The following is an 18625-nucleotide window of genomic DNA, read 5'->3' as shown; positions in this document are numbered from 1 at the left end:
AACTCCACCCATGAGCACTGTCTTCGAGAAACTCATCGCGAAATATGCCGAGCGCGGCGATTTCGAGCGCCTGCAGGGTTATCGGGACGATCGTCTGGCCATCCTGAAGAGCATTCAGGATGGGACATACGAGAAGATGCACCTGATCTCCGACACCGATCCTGTCTCGATGGTCGCGGAGATCGAGCGGGAACTCGCCTGTATCGACGCCGCGTTGAAAAAGCGGATGCAGTGACCGCGCGCGTGCGTTGCAGCAATCGTCGTTGGGAGTGATCTTGAACTAACGCAAAGCTGATCTGCACATTTCGGCTAAGTCGAAAGATTATCTGGTTCGTCCCGAGCTTCTCACATAGCGTGCGCCCAAATTAAAAACTTGGGAGGCATTGATGAAGTTCGGACTGTTGTCGACGGCTGCGCTGTGCGGTCTTTTCCTGGCCGCTCCGGCCTCGGCGCAAGGCGTCAAGATCGGCATTCTCAACGATCAGTCCGGTGTCTATGCCGATTACGGCGGCAAGTATTCGGTCGAAGCCGCCAAGATGGCGATCGAGGATTTCGGCGGCGAGGTGCTCGGCAAGAAGATCGAACTGGTCACCGCGGATCACCAGAACAAGCCTGATCTCGCCGTCTCGATCGCGCGGCGCTGGTATGACGTCGAAGGCGTCGACATGATCACTGAATTGACCACCTCGTCGGTGGCGCTCGCGGTTCAGGAACTGTCCAATCAAGAGAAGAAGATCGACATCGTGGTCGGCGCGGCCTCGTCGCGCGTCACCGGCGATGCCTGCACGCCCTATGGCTTCCACTGGTCGTTCGATACACGCGCCTTGGGTGTTGGCACCGGCGGCGCGCTGACCGAAGCTGGCGGCGATACTTGGTTCTTTCTCACGGCGGACTATGCCTTCGGTTATTCGCTGGAGAAGGACACCGGCGACATCGTGAAGGCAAAGGGCGGCAAGGTGCTCGGCGCCGTTCGCCATCCGCTGAACTCGTCTGACTTCTCGTCGTTCCTGCTGCAGGCTCAGGCGTCCAAGGCCAAGGTCATCGGCCTTGCCAATGCCGGCCTCGACACCACCAACGCCGTGAAGCAGGCGGCTGAATTCGGCATCGTCGCCGGCGGCCAGAAGCTTGCGGGTCTCCTCCTCACGCTGGCCGAAGTGAATGGCCTCGGGCTGCAGGCGGCGCAGGGTCTGGTGCTGACGGAATCTTTCTATTGGGATCGCGACGACAAGTCGCGTGAGTTTGCCGATCGCTTCTTCAAGCGCACCCAGCGCATGCCGAACATGATCCAGGCCGGCACCTATTCGTCGACGCTGTCTTATCTGAAGGCAGTCAAGGCGGCAGGCACCAAGGACTCCGAAGCTGTCGCGAAGAAGCTGAAGGAACTTCCGGTCGATGACGCCTTCGCCCAGGGCGGCAAGGTGCTGGCCAATGGCCGCATGGTGAAGGACCTCTATCTGTTCGAGGTCAAGAAGCCGTCGGAATCCAAGAAGCCGTGGGACTACTACAAGCAGCTCGCCGTGGTGCCCGGCGACAAGGCCTATCCGACCGCAGCCGAGAGCGGCTGCCCGCTGACGAAGTAAAATCGAAGCGCTGATCTTCCTTAACCTCTCCCCGCATTGCGGGGAGAGGTCGGGGCCGGCGCGAAGCGACGGCCCCGGGTGAGGGGCGAGGTATGGCGGAAAATACAAGCTCTTATTCGCGGGTCGGATGGTGCGATCCGAGGGTGTGGTAAGTGGGGCAAGCTCAATGCCATGCCCCTCACCCGAAATACTCGCTCCGCTCGCATTTCGACCTCTCCCCGCGCAGAGCGGGGAGAGGTTAAGAAGATAACCCCCTAATATCCCGTCATTTCCAGATAGCCCGTACCGCTGTGGCTCCCGGTGAAGCTCACCGGCCCTTCCCAATAGGGGAAGCTCGTCGTCATCCAGCTCCTGGCATTCAGCGGCGAGGTCGTGATCTGCAATCCGCGCGATGCGATCGATACCTTCCATGACGTCGGGATCCTGCGGCTGGCGATCTCCGTCATGACGGTCGGCGTCATATCTATAGCGCCTGGGGCAAGCTGTTCGGATTTTCCGTCCGCGGTGATCCAGTTGCCGGCAAAATAATGCGCGCCGTCCTTCTGCCTGAGGCGAAACAACATCAGTTTTGCATTATCAGGCAGATGCAGCGAGAACCAATCCCAGCCGGTCTGGTCGGAAGCCAGCGGCTGGCTGGAATATTCCCTGTCCATCCAGGCGCGGCCGGTGACGGCAATCTCCTTGCCGTCGATGGTCAGCACGCCCGATGCGGTGAAATAGGGCTGGCTGTAGTAATACGACGCTTGCCCACGTTCCGACTTGCGGCTGAAGCCGTTGTCGCCCTGCAGCACCAGCGGCTGCTGCGCAGGGAGCCGGAGCCGGTAGCTGAAATCCGCTGACGAAGCGGACACGTCGAGCGGCGCAATCGACACGTCGTCGAAGTTCTCAAGCCCACGGATCTCCCACGCATCGATCCATGCCCGGAACGGCGTCGCCGTCACGCCAGCCTGACCGATGCCGCCGCGGGCAAAGGTTTCTGTCGCATGATGTGACTTTGCAGATGTCACCGCCGCATGACCCATCCAGATCTGCGGCGTCGCCCAGCCGTCGCCCTGCGCGCCGGCCGCCATCGCCTGACGAAACAGCGTCCACTGCGCGCCATAGGCATTGCCCGATGCGTCCGTGAGGTTGGCGGTGAGGTACCACCATTCGATGCGATAATCCGGATGCGGGCCGTGATCGGCCGGAAAGGTGAGGGGGCGGCCCGGAACGACAGCCGCAAAGCCTTCGGCGTCGCGGCCGAGGCCGGCAAAGCCCTGGGCGAATGCGCGTGAACCGCCGAGCCCGAGCAGCGCGATGCCGCCGATCAAGCTGCGACGTGTGAGCAAGCTATCGCTCATTGGCGAACACTTTCACCAGCGTGGCCGGTTGCATGCGCAGCAGCTTCAGGATCGGTAGCAGAGCTGCGAGCAGCGAGGCCAACATGGCAACGCCGAGCAACTGGACCAGTTGCAGTGGAAACACATGGAACGGTAGGCGCCAGCCAAAGGCCTTTACATTGACGATAGCGATGAGGCACCACGCCACCAGCAGCCCGAGCGGCAGCGCTAGCAGTGAGGTAATCAAGGCAACCGACAGCGTCTTCAACAGCTCGATACCGGCAAGGCGGCGACGTGTGATGCCAATGGCCCAGAGCGGCGCCAGTTGGGGCAGGCGCGAATTGCTCAGCGTGAGCAGGCTGGTGAGGAGCGCGACGCCGGCGACGCCAAGCGTGAAGGCGTTGAGCGCCGCCGTCACCGCGAAAGTGCGATTAAAGATCGCCCGTGACTCCGTTTTCACTGTCGTCTGGTCGGCGAGGTTGCGGCCGTCGAGACCGAAGCGCGTGCGGATGGCGTCGATCAGCGCGGGCACGGCCGCGGGGGCCACGCGCAGGCCCATGCGCGTCTGCGAAATGTCAGGGAAATGTTTGACCAGCGCATCGATATTCACGCCGATCTGGCCTTTGGGATTGCCGTAATCCGCATACACGGCAACGACGTCCATCGGCCATGTGCCGGTCGGCGTCGGCACGTCCAGACGATCGCCGAGTTTGAGCTTCATGCGCAGCGAGAGTTGTTCGCTGACGAGCGCGCCGTCGCCGCTGCGCACGCGATCCCATGCGTCGCTGGTGGAATCCAGCAGCGGCCATTGATCGCGATAGGTGGCGTGATCGGCGAAGCCGAGAAGCTCGATCGGCGCACCGTTGAACTGCAGGTCGGTGCGGCTGCCCGGCAGAACGGCCTGCACGTCGGGGCGCGTCTTCAGCCAGGTCTTGATCTCGATCGCCTGCTTCTCGCTCGCCGCGTTCAGATAGATCTCGGACGCCAGCCGCCCGTCGAGCCAGCCCGTAAAGGTCCGGCTGAAACTCTCCACCATGGTGCCGACGCCGACATTGACGGCGAGCGCCAGCAGCAACGCCATCAGCGCCAGCGACAGGCCGGAAAGCTGCAGTCGGCTGTCGGCCCAGAACCATGTGACGAGCGGCCGTCGCGTGCTGCGTTCACCGCAGGCAAGGACGATGCCGAGGATAACCGGCAATGCGAGCGCTGCGCCGAGCAGCAATGCAGCAAGCACGAAGAAGCCAGCAATCAGTGAATCGCCAAGCCAGAGCGCGAGCCCGGCAGCGATGAACACGAGCAATGCGCCCGTGCCTTGCAGTCGCAGCCAGCGATGCTGTGCCTGTTGCCAGGCATAGGGCTGTGCGGTGGCGAGCAAGGGGAGATGGACAGCTTTCAGCAGGCTCGATGTCGCCGCCAGCAGCGCACCGATGATGGAAATCGCGAGACCAGCGAACCACCATTCCGGCTTCAGCGTCAATTGCCCAGGGATTTGCGCGCCATAGAGCCCGCGCAGGCTGGCCGCAACATCGGGCAGCAGCGATGCGGCGATGAAATAGCCGCAGACGAGACCGATGGCGCCGGCGATCAGTGCGATGCTGACGAGTTCGAGGATCAGCACACTGTTGAGCTGCCGCGCCGAGACGCCGCAGGCACGCAAGGTGCGCAGCATCGGCAGGCGCTGTTCGAAGCCGAGGCCGATGGCCGAATTGACGATGAACAGCCCGACGAAGAAGGATAGCAGGCCGAAGGCGGTGAGATTGAGATGGAAACTGTCGGTGAGACGTTCGAGGTCGGTCTCTGCATCGGGCTGCACCAGCCGCAACCGATCGCCGGCGACGCTTTCAAGCGAAGCGCGGGGACCCTTGGCGCTGCCGATCAGCAGGCGCGAGATCTGATCCGGCATCTTCAGCAGTTTCTGCGCAATGCCGATATCGACCACCAGCACGCCGGGTGCGAGCTGCGGCTGCAGTTTCAGGGGCGGCAGCAGCGCTCCGTCATTGAGCGCGGGCGTCGCGCCCTCGGCGAGACCGAGGCTCGCCAGTGTTTCCGGCGCAATCAGCGCCTGACCGGGCGGCGTCAGAAACGCCTGCGCGCCGGTCCTGCCGATCTCCGTCGCAGCGCTGGCTTCGACAGGCATGGTCACCGGCTCGATGCCGAGCAGGCGCACCGAGCGGCCGCCAATGGAGATGCGGCCTTCGACCACAGGGGACACCGGCCAGCCCGCGCGGCGGAGATCGACAAAGAGCTGTTGCGAAAACGCGCCGCCATTGGTTGCGACCAGCATCGGCGTGCGCGTTCCGCCGAAGGCCGCGGCGGCGCGGTCATAGCTGGTGCGGGCCTGCTGGTTGAGCGCCTGCACACCGCTCCATAATGCGGTCGCGGCGATCAGGCCGATCAGGAGCGTGGCGAACTGCATCGGATGCCGGCGCCAGTGGCTGAGCAGTACCGCAAGGATCCAGAGCGCGCGTCTCACGCGATCAGCCCGGCATGAAGATGGATGCGGCGATCCAGCGTGGCCGCGAGACGCTCGCTATGGGTCACCATCAGGAAACCGCAGCCGGTGCGGGCGACCAGATCGCGCGCCAGCCTCAAGACTTCGTCAGCCGTATCCTCGTCGAGATTGCCGGTGGGTTCATCGGCGAGCAGCAGCGGCGGCTTCGATGCCAATGCGCGGCCGATGGCGACGCGCTGTTGCTGGCCGCCGGAGAGTTGTTCGGGATAGCGCCTGAGCAGCGCGCCGAGGCCGAGGCGCTCGGTCAGTTCGCGCTGCCAGGCTGCGTCATGCTTACCGGCGATGCGCGACTGGAACGCCAGATTGTCGGCGACCGACAGCGACGGGATCAGGTTGAACTGCTGGAACACGAGGCCGAGCCGGTCGCGGCGCAGCGCGGCGCGGGCGGAATCATGGAGCCCGGTGACGATGATATCGCCGAGTTGGATCTCGCCGCTGTCGGCTTCATCGAGGCCGGCGATCAGATGCAGCAGCGTGCTCTTGCCGCTGCCGGATTCGCCGGTCAGCGCCACGCTCTCGCCTGCGGCAACGCTGAGATCGACGCCGCGCAGAACGGCGATCTGTTCCTGGGCTGAACGATAGGATTTGGTGAGATGGCGAACCGTGAGCATGCGGCGGAGACCATAACAGAACCGCTGCCCGTCGTCCCCCACGCAGGCGGGACGACAACCCGTTACCGCTTGCGTTCCGACACCAACGCGAGCAGCACTGTCGCCGCCATGAAGCAGGCGGATGCGCCGAACACCCAATGCGGCAAGGCGTGGTCCATGAACCAGCCGAACAGGATGGGGCTGATGATGCCGCCGAAATTGAAGCCGGTCGAGACGATGCCGAAGGCGCGGCCGGCAGCGCCGGGAGGGGCGGCCTCGCGCACCAGCATGTCGCGCGACGGCGTCAGCACGCCGCCGAGGAAGCCCGCGGTGGTCATGGCCGCGACGATCACCGGCGTCGGCAGCGTGAACACGGCGATGGCACAGATGATGGCGGCATTGATCGTGAAACACACGGCGGCGACGCGGCTGTGGTGTCTGGTCCGATCGGCCAGCCACCCGCCGGCAAGCACGCCGACGGCGCTGGCCGCGAGGAAAGCGGTGAGCGCGATATTCGCCGATGACAGCGATGTGCCGTAGCCGTTCATCAGCGCGACGATGCCGAAGCTGTTGATGCCGTTCTGCGACAGCGACAGCAGCGTGAAGAACAGCGTCAGCATCAGGATCGCCGGGGTCATCATGCTGACCTTGGGCGACTCGGCGCCCTTGGCGTCATCGCCATCAGCCATCGCGCCGGCATCGGGAATGCCGACCACGATCAGCATCAGTGCAATTGCCACGCCGATGGCGCCCGCGACGATCAGCGCGCCCTGGCCGCCGATACCAACCAGCAGTGCCGCCATCAGGGGAGGCGCGACTGCGCCGCCGACGAAGCCTGCGAATGTATGGATCGAAAATGCGCGACCCATCTTCGACTCGTCCATATGCGCGGCGAGGATGGCGTAGTCGGCCGGGTGATAGACGCTGTTGGCGAGGCCGAGCAGCGCGGCGCAGACGATCAGGGCGGGATAGCTCAGCAACAGGCCGAGCGCGATCAGCGCGCAGCCGCCGAGCGTGACGCCGAGGATCAGGATCTTGCGCGCGCCGATGCGGTCGACGAGATAGCCGATCGGCGCCTGCGTGAGGCCGGAGACGACGGCAAAGGTGGTCAGCGCGAAGCCGAGTTCGATATAGCCGACGCCGAGCCGATCCTTCAGGAACGGGAACAGCATTGGCAGTACGAAGATGTGGAAGTGGCTGACCCAATGCGCAGTGGAAATCGCCGTCAGCGTGCGCGTCGCCGAAGGGACATGGTCACGCGCAGCGAGATGCGAGGTCGAGGCCGGAATATCGACCATATGCGTTTCCACCCAAGGCGGCTGACGGCCGCTTTTTGCAGCCTCGAAAAGGTGCGCTATGCCTACGTTCTCAGCAGGTTAATGTCTATCAGCGCTGCGACATGCAGGTGTTGCGGCCCGTGCAGGGCGGCATCGGGAAACGCGACCACGGCCCGGGAATGCGACATGATTGAGCATGATGACGAGCAGCCCGAATTTTAAGCCGCTGCGGATACTGCTGTCGGAAGGCACCAGCACCTCCGCGCGGGAGGCTGTCACCGTGCTCGGCCTCGCCGGCCATGTGGTAGATGTCTGCGATCCCGCCGCTGCCGGGCTGGCGCGGTTCTCGCGATTTATCCGCACATATCACCGCTGCCCGGGAATGCGGGAAAATCCCCTGGGCTTCCTGCGGTTCATCGAAGGCCTGCTGGCGACTGGCGACTATGACGTGCTGCTGCCGATCCACGAACAGGGCTTCCTGTTCGCGAAAGTGCAGGAGCGGCTGAGGCCGCTGGCCGGCCTGGCCTTGCCGTCCTTCGCGAGCTACCGGGCGGCGCATAGCAAGGCCGGTTTCAGCCGTATGCTGAGCGAGCTTGGATTGCCGCAACCCGAGACGCAGATCGTCGCAAGCGCCGATACGCTTCGTGCTGCAGTCCGCTTCCCCTGCGTTATCAAGACCACCATCGGCACCGCCAGCCGTGGCGTCTGGATGGTGCGCAATGATGCCGACCTTGCGCTCGCAATGAAAGAGCTTGAGGCCGGAAACGGCCTTGCCAGCGAAGTACTGGTGCAGGCCCGTGTCACGGGCGCGACCGAGAAGGCGCAGGGCGTGTTCTGCCGCGGCGAACTGGTCGGCTTTCACGTCACTCGCCAGATCATGGAGGGTGCCGGGGGCGGCGATGCCATCAAGCGCGGCGTGCGACGTGACCGCGTGCGTGACGATCTCGCGGCCATCGGCCGGCATCTCGCCTGGCACGGCGCGCTGTCGATCGACTTCATGATGCCGGACGATGACAGCGGGCCATTCTATATCGACTGCAATCCGCGGCTGGTGGAGCCGATGGCCGCCTGGCTCGCCGGCGTCGATCTGGTCGATCTGCTGCTGCGCGTTTCCCTGGGCGAGACGCTGGATGTCGCACCGGCGACGTGCAAGGACGTCGTCACGCATCAGGCCATGCAGGTGCTCCTCGGCAGTGCGCAGCGCGGCGGCAACAGGCGCGATCTGCTACGCATTTGCCGCGATATCTGGCGTCGTCGCGGCGACTATGCCGGCAGCACGGAGGAGCTCACGCCGGTGCGCATCGACTGGCTCAGCGCCGTGCCATTGGTCATGACCGCGCTGTTGCTGTTGATGTCTCCGGGGCTGTCGCATGCGCTGGCGAAACGCGGTTGGGGCCAGCATCTGCTCGATGCCGGGACGGTTGCAGCCATCGAAAGCGAGAGGTTTTAGTTTCATCCGGCCGCGTTAGAGTTGAATAGTTGCGGCAGACGCGGCCGGCTCCCTCTCCCCGCTCTGCGCGGGGAGAGGGGCGTGGCACCTCAGCCACTGCCATCTCTGTTTCTTCGATTCGATAGGTCTTGCTAGGCTGCAACTGCAGTGCGCCGCCCCTCACCCGGATCACGCGCGATGCGCGCGACCCGACCTCTCCCCGCGCAAGATGCGGGGAGAGGTAAGAGGCGATTGATGTGTATCAATGTGTGCCGCGCTGATCCGGTTATCCAAAAGTGCCCCGCACTTCCGCGAGGCCAACGAAACCCGGGGAGCGCATGACAAAGCTGATGGCTGCATCGTCGTTCGCTGCGCCTTGTGCGAATGCGGCTGCGCAGCCGGGCGGCTTCCTGTCTCATCTGGGCGCCGCCGATCTGCGTCAGTTGATGGCCCTGGGCGAGCGGGTGCCCTACACTTCGCAGGATGTCCTGTTCACGCAGGGAGCGCCGGCCGGCAAGTGCTTGAGCGTGGTCGAGGGTGTGGTCGGTATCTACAGGACCGAATGCGATAATCGTCGCCAGATCACAAGTTTTGCGCTGCCGGGCGACATCCTCGAGATCGCAACGCAGGGGCATCATGAAGTGTCCGCCGCTGCAATCGGTCCTGCAGTGGTCTGGGAAATCCCGCGTGAGAAATTCGCGCAATTCGCCAGTCACCGGCCCTATGTGTTGAACGAGATCGTCGCGCTGATGGCGGCCGAGATCGCCGATGCACATGACAAGATGTTCTCGCTGGGCCGCCGCGTGGCTGAAGAGAAACTGATTGTGTTTCTGACATGCTGGCGTGATCGGCTGGTACGGCTCGGCCGCGCTGTCGATCCGCTTCCGGTGCCGATGAGCCGACGCGATATCGCCGATCATCTCGGCCTCACCGTCGAGACCGTCTGCCGGACGCTGGCCAAGCTCGAACGCCGCGGCGCGATCGAGATTCTGCCGGGCCGGATCCGGCTGCTGGACACCGAAACCGTCGCGGCTTCCGTTCTCGCCTGACGACTCGCGCAGCGAGCAAGCGAGCTTTCCCCGAACTTTGATTTCAATCAATTCACTGAGCGCACCGCCGTGATTGATGGGTGCGTGCTCGGGAAAGAATCATCATGACGAAACAGACTGACAGCGTGAAGTGGATGACGATCGGCGAGTCCGGTCTGACCGTGATCCTCGCGGCCACCGTATTTCTCTCCATCATCGCAGCGGCCAAGGCGGAAGATGCGGCCTATGCCTTTCACGTGACGCTGGCCGGCTTCGCCAGCCTGGCCTCCGTGTTCGTCATCCTCAATCGCTATTTCGAGCGCGGCGCATTGCCACCGCAGGAGATCGACGGGCGGCCGAATTACAATTTCGGGCCGATCAAGTTTGCCGCTGTGGCCTCGGTATTCTGGGGCATCGCCGGCTTCACGGTGGGTCTTCTGATCGCCATGCAGTTGGCGTGGCCGGACCTGAACTTCAATCTGCCCTGGACGAGCTTCGGCCGGCTGCGGCCGTTGCATACGTCGGCGGTGGTGTTCGCCTTCGGCGGCAACGTGCTGATCGCGACGTCCTTCTTCGTGGTGCAGAAGACCTGCCGCACGCGGCTCGCCGGCGATCTCGCGCCATGGTTCGTGGTGCTGGGCTACAACTTCTTCATCGTCATTGCCGGCACCGGTTATCTGCTCGGCGTCACGCAATCCAAGGAATACGCCGAACCGGAATGGTATGCCGATCTCTGGCTGACCATCGTCTGGGTGACTTATCTGCTGGTGTTCCTGATGACGCTCGTGAAGCGCAAGGAACCGCATATCTTCGTCGCCAACTGGTTCTATCTCGCCTTCATTATCACCATCGCGGTGCTGCATCTCGGCAATAACCCGGCGCTGCCCGTCTCGGTCTTCGGCTCCAAGTCCTATGTCGCCTGGGCCGGCGTGCAGGATGCCATGTTCCAGTGGTGGTACGGCCACAACGCGGTAGGCTTCTTCCTCACCGCCGGCTTCCTCGCTATCATGTATTACTTCATTCCGAAGCGCGCCGAGCGGCCGGTCTATTCCTATCGGCTGTCGATCGTGCACTTCTGGGCGATCATCTTCCTCTATATCTGGGCCGGTCCGCATCACCTGCATTATTCGGCGCTGCCCGACTGGACGCAGACGCTCGGCATGACCTTCTCGATCATGCTGTGGATGCCCTCTTGGGGCGGCATGATCAACGGCCTTATGACGCTGTCCGGCGCATGGGACAAGCTGCGCACCGATCCAGTGCTGCGCATGCTGGTGGTGTCGGTGGCGTTCTACGGCATGGCGACCTTCGAGGGTCCGCTGATGTCCATCAAGGTGGTCAATTCGCTCAGCCACTATACCGACTGGACCATCGGTCACGTGCATTCCGGCGCGCTCGGCTGGGTCGGCTTCGTCTCCTTTGGCGCGCTGTACTGCCTGGTGCCGTGGCTGTGGAATCGCAAGCAGCTCTACAGCCTGAAGCTGGTCGAGTGGCACTTCTGGATCGCGACGCTCGGCATCGTTCTCTACATCTCGGCGATGTGGGTGTCGGGCATCCTGCAGGGGCTGATGTGGCGTGCCTACACGTCGCTGGGCTTCCTCGAATATTCCTTCATCGAAAGCGTCGAAGCGATGCACCCGTTCTACATCATCCGTGCAGCGGGCGGCGGGCTGTTCCTGATCGGTGCGCTGATCATGGCCTGGAATTTGTGGATGACCGTGCGCGTCGGCGAAGCGGAAGAGGGCGCGCTGTCGAGCCCTGGCGCCACGTTGCAGCCGGCTGAGTGAGGATCAATCATGTCGTTCTGGAGTCGGCACCAAATCTTCGAGAAGAACTCGATCGTCTTGATCGTGGGTATCATCCCCGTCATCGCCATCGGTGGCATCGTCGAGATTGCGCCTTTGTTCTATCTCAAGAGCACCATCGAAGCCGTCGAGGGCATGCGGCCCTATACACCGCTCGAACTCGCCGGGCGCAACGTCTATGTCCGTGAGGGCTGCTATCTCTGTCATTCGCAGATGGTGCGGCCGCTGCGTGACGAGGTCGAACGCTATGGGCACTATTCGCTCGCGGCGGAGAGCATGTATGACCATCCGTTCCAGTGGGGCTCGAAGCGCACCGGTCCGGATCTCGCGCGTGTCGGCGCGAAATATTCCGATGAATGGCACGTCACGCATCTGAGCAATCCGCGCGCCATCGTGCCGCAATCGGTGATGCCGTCCTACAAGTTCCTGGCCGAGACGCCTGTCAGCACCGAGAACGTCGCCGATCATCTGCGCACCAACCGCGCGGTGGGTGTGCCCTATACGGACGATCAGATCACCAATGCGGTGGCGGACCTGAAGATCCAGGCCGATCCCGACAATGGCGATACCGACGCGCTGCTCAAGCGCTATCCGAAATCGGTGGCACGTAACTTCGATGGCAAGCCGGGGCTGCCCACCGAGATGGACGCACTGGTCGCCTATCTGCAGATGCTGGGCACGCTGGTCGATTTCAAACTCTACAACGAAAAAGCAAACCTCCGCTGAGGAGATGGAAGCATGCGCGCAATCCTGACCGTCGAGAACTTCGCGTCGAACCTCGTCCTCACATTCTGGACGCCGGTCTTTGTCGGAATCTTCATCGCAATTCTGACCTACGCATTGTGGCCCCGCAACAAGGCGATGTTTGACGCAGCTGCGCGTCAGCCGTTGCGAGAGGATTGATCAGATCATGAGCGATCACGAAGGTGAATTCGACAAGGCCACCGGCAAGACCACCACAGGTCACTCCTGGGATGGTATCAAGGAACTCAACACGCCACTGCCGCGCTGGTGGGTGATGACCTTCTATCTCACCATCGTGTGGGCGATCGGCTATTGGGTCGTGTATCCGTCATGGCCGCTGGTGCAGAGCTACGCGACGGGCGTCATAGGCTATTCGTCACGCGCGGATGTCGCCGTCGATCTTGCAAATCTTGAGAAGATCCGCGGAGGCAAGATGGCGGTGCTCGGCGCTGCACCGCTCGCGGAAATCGAGAAGGATCCGGCGCTGCTGGCACTGGGGCGCGCCAGAGGCCGTGTGGTGTTCGGTGACAATTGCGCGCCGTGTCACGGCACTGGTGCGGCCGGTGCCAAGGGCTTCCCCAACCTGAACGATGACGACTGGCTGTGGGGCGGTACGCTGGAGCAGATCGAGAAGACAATCCAGTTCGGCGCGCGTTCCGCCCATGCGGAATCGCATGAAGGATCGATGCTGGCCTTTGGCCGCGACGGCATGTTGAAGAAGCCGGAGATCGAGACGGTTGCGAACTACGTGCGCTCACTGTCCGGATTGCCGACGGCCAAGGGTTACGACGCGAATGCCGGCCAGAAACTGTTCGCTGACAATTGCGCTTCGTGTCACGGCGACGCCGGCAAGGGCAATCCCGACATGGGGGCGCCGAACCTGACCGACAACATCTGGCTCTACGGTTCGGACGAGGCGACCATCGTCGAGACCATCACCAATGGCCGCAACGGCGTGATGCCAGCCTGGATTGGCCGTCTCGATCCGGCGACCATCAAGGCACTGACGATCTATGTCCATTCGCTGGGGGGTGGACAATAAGTCATAGCGCGCGCGGCCAATCCCGCGCGTGCCTTTGACGTACATCAATTGCATCGCACCGGCGAAGTCTAGGGTCATTCCAAGGACGAGAGTGACCTTCATGAACAAGCCTGTTACGCCCCAGGAATTCGACTACGGCCCGCTCTATGCGGCGCAGAAAAAAGTCTATCCGCAGAAGGTCTCCGGCAGGTATCGCAACGTCAAATGGGCGCTGATGGCGGTCTGCCTTGGCATCTATTATCTGCTGCCCTTCGTGCGTTGGAACCGCGGTCCCGGTGCCCCCGATCAGGCGGTGCTGGTCGATCTGCCGAACAGTCGCTTCTATTTCTTTTTCATCGAGCTGTGGCCGCAGGAAGTTTATTTCTTCACCGGCCTGCTGATCCTTGCCGCCCTCACGCTGTTCCTGATGAATGCCATCGGTGGTCGCGTCTGGTGCGGTTATCTCTGTCCGCAGACAGTCTGGACCGACTTGTTTTTCGCCGTCGAACGCCTGATCGAAGGCGACCGCCGCGAGCGGATGAAGAAGGAGGCCGAAGGGCTCACGCTGCAGCGTGTCGTCGAACTGACGATGAAGCATTCGATCTGGCTCCTGATCGCATGGTGGACCGGCGGCGCCTGGGTGCTCTATTTCAACGATGCGCCGACGCTGGTGAGGGAACTCGTGACGTTCCAGGCGCCGGCGCTGGCTTATATCTGGATCGCGATCCTGACGGCAACGACCTACACACTGGCCGGCTGGATGCGCGAGCAGGTCTGTCTCTATATGTGCCCGTGGCCGCGCATCCAGGCGGCGCTGACCGACGAGTGGGCGCTCAATGTCACCTACAAGACCGATCGCGGCGAGCAGCGCACCTCGCTGAAGAAGGCGGCCGAGCTGCGCGCGCTCGGCCAGCCTGCAGGCGACTGCATCGACTGCTATCAATGCGTCAACGTCTGCCCGGTCGGCATCGATATCCGCAACGGCCTGCAGATGGATTGTATCCAGTGCGGGTTGTGCATCGACGCCTGCGACGGCGTGATGAGCAAGATCGGTCGGCCGACCCGGCTGATCGGCTACGACACCGACATCAACATTGCCAGGCGCAAGGCAGACAAGTCCGAAATCTATCGCATCATTCGCCCGCGCACCGTGGCCTATGCCGGCATGATTGTCGCTGTCGGTGCGGTGATGCTCTACGCGCTGTTGAACCGCTCGCTGCTCGACATCAACGTGCTGCACGATCGCAATCCGGTCGCCGTGCGCCTCAGCGACGGTTCGATCCGCAATGCCTATACGGTGCGCCTCTTGAACAAGCGCGGCGCCGGTCGCGTGGTCACGCTCGACGTCAACGGGCCGGTCAATGCCACGGTGCATGTGGTGGGTATGGATGCGGTGTCATCGGGCCGCCCGGAGATTGTGCTGGGCCGCGACCAGACCACCGAACTGCGTGTGCTGGTGACGGCGCCTGCGGCGGGCAATTCCGAGAAGTCGATCCCGCTTGTGATGCGCGTCACCGATGCCGCCCATGGCGACATGGCATCGGCGACCGATCATTTCGTTGCACCGTGAAGGAGAACAGCATGAGCACCGCCGTTGCCGCATCTCGCCCAATCACCGGTCGGTTCGTCCTGATCTGCCTGGTTTCGTTTTTCGGCGTGATCATCGGCGTCAATGTCGTCATGATGAAATTCGCGCTGGAGACGCTGCCGGGTGTCGAGGTGGATAGTCCCTATACAGCGAGCCTCGCTTACGGCAACGAGATCGAGGCTGCGCGCGGCCAGAGCAGTCGCGGCTGGAAGGTCAGCGCGCATGTCGAGCGCGATGCTGCAGGTGATGCTGCCGTCCGCGTCGAAGCGCGCGATCGTAACGGCAACCCGATCGCGGGATTGACCTTCACCGGTCGGCTGGAGCGGCCGGCGGATCGTCGCGCGGACCGGCCGGTTGAGCTCGTCGGGGCTGGCGGAGTGCTGTATCGCGGCAAGGTCGCCGAACTTGCGCCGGGACTGTGGGATCTGGTGCTTGAAGGCGAGGCCGGTGGACAGCGCATGTTCCTGTCTAAGAACCGCCTCGTGCTGAAATAGGTCCAACCATGCAGTCCCTCGTCGTCCTCGTGCCGCTGGCGCTTGCGCTTGGGTTGCTTGGCCTGTGGGCCTTCATGTGGTCGCTGAGATCAGCCCAGTTCGATGATCTCGACGGTGCTGGCTGGCGCGCCATTCTCGACGACGATCCGCCTGCGAAGAAGCCCGGCGATCCCCTCTGAGGCGGTTCTTTCCGTTCAATCCATCACCGCCACAACTTGTGGCCATATTTTTCCAACCGCCATGCCTTTGCCGCGCGTTGCCTCTGCAGCGCGCGTGCTGGCGTCTGCTGTGCACCGGGCGCATAATGGCGGGAACGGATCTTGCACGCGTTCGCCCGGTCGAGACCGGCGCGATGCGCCGCAGCAGAAAGAAATGAAGCACTATGTATGATGTGATCGTCGTCGGCGGTGGATCTGCCGGCGCTGCCGTGGCTGCCAGGCTCTCCGAAAATCCCGCTACACGTGTGCTGCTGCTTGAAGCCGGGCTCGACTGGCGTGCGGCGGAGGCGCCGTGGGAAGTGACCACGGCGAACCCGATCCCGATCATTCACCAGCGCGAATTCCAGGAAAAGTGGCAGTGGCCGCAGCTGCATTCGCGTCGCGTTGCCGGGCAGGACCAGCGCTTCTACTGGCGCGGCAAGGGTCTTGGCGGCTCGTCGATGATGAACGGCCAGATTGCGATTCGCGGCGTCGCCGATGCGTTCGATGAATGGGCGTCGTTGGGATGCATCGGCTGGTCGGCGAAGGAGATCATGCCACTGTTCTCGGTGATCGAGGACGATCTGGACTTCGGCGACAAGCCCGGCCATGGCCGCGGCGGTCCGCTGCCGGTCTATCGCGCGCCGCCGGAGACATGGGGGCCGATCGACAAGGGCCTGCGCGATGCAGCGCTGGCCTCGGGCTATGCGTGGTGCGACGACGTCAACGGGCCGGATGGCGAAGGCGTCGCCTGCTATCCGATCAACAGCCGCGATCTGCGCCGTATTTCCACCAATGAGGGCTATCTGGAGCCGGCGCGTGGTCGCGCCAATCTCGAAATCCGCGGTCACGCGCTGGTCGACCGCGTTGTGATCAAGGACGGTCAGGCGACCGGTGTGATCGTGCACTTCGAGGGGCAGGGCACGCAGGAAATCAGCGCGCGCGAGATCGTGCTGTGCGGTGGCTCGATCCACAGCCCGGCGATCCTGCTGCGCTCGGGCGTTGGTCCGGCGGACGAGCTGAAGGACATGGGCATCGCCGTGGAATGCGATCTGCCCGTGGGTCAGAATTTCTTCGACCATCCGCTGTTTCGCACCACCCTCAAGCTGCAGGATGCCGTCGCGCCAAAGGATCGGGACACCCGCCACACCAATTGCTGCGTCACCTATTCGTCGGGCTTGGCCGGGGGCGGCAAGCGCGACATGATCCTGATCGCGTTCAATCACCGTGGCATCGGCAATCCCGGTGCCATCGGCGCCGGCCTGTTCAATGCGTTCTCACGCGGCACGCTGAAGCTCGCATCGACCGATGCGTCGATCGACCCGATCGTCGAGGAGAACATGCTGGCAGACCCCCGCGACATGCTGCGGATGGTCGATGCCGTGAAGCGGCTTGCCGTGATCACCACGCAGCCGGCGCTGGCCGGCATCGCGGACTGGATCCGCCTCACCGATACCGACATGACGCTGCCGCAGGCGGCGGCGTTGCCGACGCGCGAGCTTGAAGCCGTGCTGCGCCGTGACACCGGCGATATCCAGCACGCCGCCGGCACCTGCCGCATGACCGGCTTCAAGGATACGGGTGGCGTGGTCAATCCGGATGGCACCGTGAAGGGCCTCAAGGGTCTGCGCATTGCCGATGCGTCGATCATGCCGTCGGATTGCCGCGCCAACACTCATTTCACCACGGTGGTGATCGGCGAAGCCATTGCGCGCATGATGATGCGCAGGTCGAATGTAGCGTCGCCCGTCGTGGCGATGGCGAAGTAAGAACGCGCAACGCAAGCGCTCAAGAGTGACCGAAGGACAATTCATGTTGAACACTACCGAAACCCAGATCATCGACTGGCTCGCGTCCCAGAAGCAGCCGATGATCGACCTGCTGCGCGACGTCGTGAACATCGATTCCGGCTCCTTCGACAAGGAAGGTGTCGATGCCGTCGGCGCTCGTTTCGAACAGCACTTCGCCGAATACGGCATCGAAACCTGGCGCGAGCCTCATGATGTCTATGGCGATGCCGTGCATGGGCTGATCACCAAACCCGGCAGCAACGAAAAGCCGATCCTGCTGATGGGCCATCGCGATACCGTGTTTCCCAAGGGCGAAGTCGCCAAGCGCCCCTTCACTATTAAAGGCAATCTGGCCCATGGGCCTGGTGTTGCCGACATGAAGGCCGGCGTCGTCATCAACGTATTCGTGGCCGCCGCGCTAAAGAAGTTCGATGCTGCGCCGTGCCCCATCAAGCTGCTGATCACCGGCGATGAGGAGATCGCGTCGCGCTCGTCGCGGCCGATCATCGAGCGCGAGGGCCGTGCGGCGCGCGCCGTCTATAATTCGGAACCGGGACGTCCGACCGGCAATATCACCACGGGCCGCAAGGGCGGCGTGTTCATGCGCTTCGAGGTATTCGGCAAGGCCGCGCATTCCGGCAACAATTTCTCGGTGGGCATCAGTGCCATCGGCGAACTCGCGCACAAGATCGTGCAGATTCATGCGCTGACCGATATGGACAAGGGCATCACGCTGAATGTCGGCCTGGTGTCCGGCGGACAGTCGGTCAACACCACGGCGCCGCATGCCGAAGGCGAGATCGATTTCCGTTACATCGATCCGGCGGACCGCGCGACCATCATGGGCGCCATCGAGAAGATTATTGCGACGTCGACCGTGCCGGGCACGACGGCAAAGCTGCATATCAACGGCGAATTCCTGCCGCTGGTGCAGGACGCTGCGGCGAAGGCGATGTTCGAAGCCTATCAGGCGGCCGCTGTCGACTCGGGCCTCACCACGTTGACCGGCGAATTTGCCGGCGGCTGTGCAGATTCCGGTTTCACCGCCAGCGTCGGCACGCCGACGCTCTGCGGTCTTGGCCCGGTCGGCGGCAATGTCCATACCGACCTGGAGTGGCTGGACATCGAGAGCATCGTTCCGCGTGCACAGACACTGGCGCGGGCGATCCTGCGCACGGAGATCTGACGACGGGAGACGCCGCGTGGCATGGTTCTGGCCCGGCGACGGTTGCTGACAACGCCTTTGTTTGA

The 18625-nt window shown here is 63.1% G+C and carries 17 protein-coding genes; 13 read left to right on the top strand and 4 right to left on the bottom strand.

Annotated elements, in window-relative coordinates; genetic code table 11:
- Positions 1-10 precede the first annotated feature (10 nt).
- Positions 11-235: a hypothetical protein gene (locus HP556_RS19085; protein WP_089267813.1), complete on the top strand. Its 225-nt coding sequence runs from the start codon at positions 11-13 to the stop codon at positions 233-235.
- Between the two features lie 151 nt (positions 236-386).
- Positions 387-1580 (top strand): ABC transporter substrate-binding protein, encoded by a 1194-nt coding sequence (locus HP556_RS19080; protein WP_089267812.1) that lies wholly within the window; start codon positions 387-389, stop codon positions 1578-1580.
- Positions 1581-1834: 254 nt separating this feature from the next.
- On the opposite strand, the gene HP556_RS19075 is transcribed toward HP556_RS19080, so the two are convergent.
- The 4 genes from HP556_RS19075 to HP556_RS19060 all read right to left on the bottom strand — a co-directional run bounded on the left by HP556_RS19075 (position 1835) and on the right by HP556_RS19060 (position 7299).
- Positions 1835-2920 (bottom strand): lipocalin-like domain-containing protein, encoded by a 1086-nt coding sequence (locus HP556_RS19075; protein ID WP_175368134.1) that lies wholly within the window; start codon positions 2918-2920, stop codon positions 1835-1837.
- Positions 2910-5372: an FtsX-like permease family protein gene (locus HP556_RS19070; protein WP_175368133.1), complete on the bottom strand. Its 2463-nt coding sequence runs from the start codon at positions 5370-5372 to the stop codon at positions 2910-2912. Before HP556_RS19070 ends, HP556_RS19075 begins: the two co-directional genes overlap by 11 nt.
- On the bottom strand, positions 5369-6022 hold the full coding sequence (locus HP556_RS19065; RefSeq protein WP_120287437.1) for an ABC transporter ATP-binding protein: 654 nt from the start codon (positions 6020-6022) through the stop codon (positions 5369-5371). Before HP556_RS19065 ends, HP556_RS19070 begins: the two co-directional genes overlap by 4 nt.
- A gap of 62 nt (positions 6023-6084) precedes the next feature.
- Positions 6085-7299 carry an MFS transporter gene (locus tag HP556_RS19060; RefSeq protein ID WP_175368132.1) on the bottom strand — a complete coding sequence of 405 codons (1215 nt, stop codon included), beginning with the start codon at positions 7297-7299 and terminating at the stop codon, positions 6085-6087.
- Positions 7300-7474: 175 nt separating this feature from the next.
- Here HP556_RS19060 and HP556_RS19055 point away from each other — a divergent pair, with 175 nt between their 5' ends.
- From HP556_RS19055 to HP556_RS19005, 11 genes are all read left to right on the top strand, one after another.
- On the top strand, positions 7475-8728 hold the full coding sequence (locus tag HP556_RS19055) for an ATP-grasp domain-containing protein (RefSeq protein WP_175368131.1): 1254 nt from the start codon (positions 7475-7477) through the stop codon (positions 8726-8728).
- 317 nt (positions 8729-9045) lie between these two features.
- Positions 9046-9756, top strand: a complete 711-nt coding sequence (locus HP556_RS19050) for a Crp/Fnr family transcriptional regulator (RefSeq protein WP_175368130.1) — start codon at positions 9046-9048, stop codon at positions 9754-9756.
- A 134-nt stretch (positions 9757-9890) separates the two neighbouring features.
- Positions 9891-11522 (top strand): cytochrome-c oxidase, cbb3-type subunit I, encoded by a 1632-nt coding sequence (ccoN, locus tag HP556_RS19045; RefSeq protein WP_175368156.1) that lies wholly within the window; start codon positions 9891-9893, stop codon positions 11520-11522.
- Between the two features lie 9 nt (positions 11523-11531).
- Positions 11532-12266 (top strand): cytochrome-c oxidase, cbb3-type subunit II, encoded by a 735-nt coding sequence (ccoO, locus tag HP556_RS19040; RefSeq protein ID WP_175368129.1) that lies wholly within the window; start codon positions 11532-11534, stop codon positions 12264-12266.
- 12 nt (positions 12267-12278) lie between these two features.
- The gene (locus HP556_RS19035; RefSeq protein WP_068729582.1) at positions 12279-12443 is read left to right on the top strand and encodes a cbb3-type cytochrome oxidase subunit 3; all 165 of its coding nucleotides are present in this window, start codon (positions 12279-12281) and stop codon (positions 12441-12443) included.
- A 7-nt stretch (positions 12444-12450) separates the two neighbouring features.
- Positions 12451-13326, top strand: coding sequence for a cytochrome-c oxidase, cbb3-type subunit III (gene ccoP / locus HP556_RS19030; RefSeq protein ID WP_175368128.1), 876 nt, complete (start codon positions 12451-12453; stop codon positions 13324-13326).
- 100 nt (positions 13327-13426) lie between these two features.
- The gene (gene ccoG, locus HP556_RS19025) at positions 13427-14875 is read left to right on the top strand and encodes a cytochrome c oxidase accessory protein CcoG (protein WP_175368127.1); all 1449 of its coding nucleotides are present in this window, start codon (positions 13427-13429) and stop codon (positions 14873-14875) included.
- An 11-nt stretch (positions 14876-14886) separates the two neighbouring features.
- Entirely contained in the window at positions 14887-15387 is a 501-nt protein-coding gene (locus HP556_RS19020; RefSeq protein WP_175368126.1) for a FixH family protein, read from the top strand.
- Between the two features lie 8 nt (positions 15388-15395).
- Entirely contained in the window at positions 15396-15566 is a 171-nt protein-coding gene (gene ccoS / locus HP556_RS19015) for a cbb3-type cytochrome oxidase assembly protein CcoS (protein ID WP_175368125.1), read from the top strand.
- Between the two features lie 203 nt (positions 15567-15769).
- Complete coding sequence (locus HP556_RS19010; RefSeq protein WP_175368124.1) at positions 15770-17353, top strand: GMC family oxidoreductase; 1584 nt, start codon at positions 15770-15772, stop codon at positions 17351-17353.
- 43 nt (positions 17354-17396) lie between these two features.
- A complete protein-coding gene (locus HP556_RS19005) occupies positions 17397-18560 on the top strand; it encodes a M20 family metallopeptidase (protein WP_244528046.1) in 1164 nt (387 codons plus the stop codon).
- Positions 18561-18625 lie beyond the last annotated feature (65 nt).

It is taken from the genome of Tardiphaga robiniae (genome assembly GCF_013359755.1).
Lineage (GTDB): Bacteria > Pseudomonadota > Alphaproteobacteria > Rhizobiales > Xanthobacteraceae > Tardiphaga > Tardiphaga robiniae.
The sequence above is the reverse complement of the archived record's forward strand: the minus strand, read 5'-3'. Positions and strand labels throughout refer to the sequence as shown.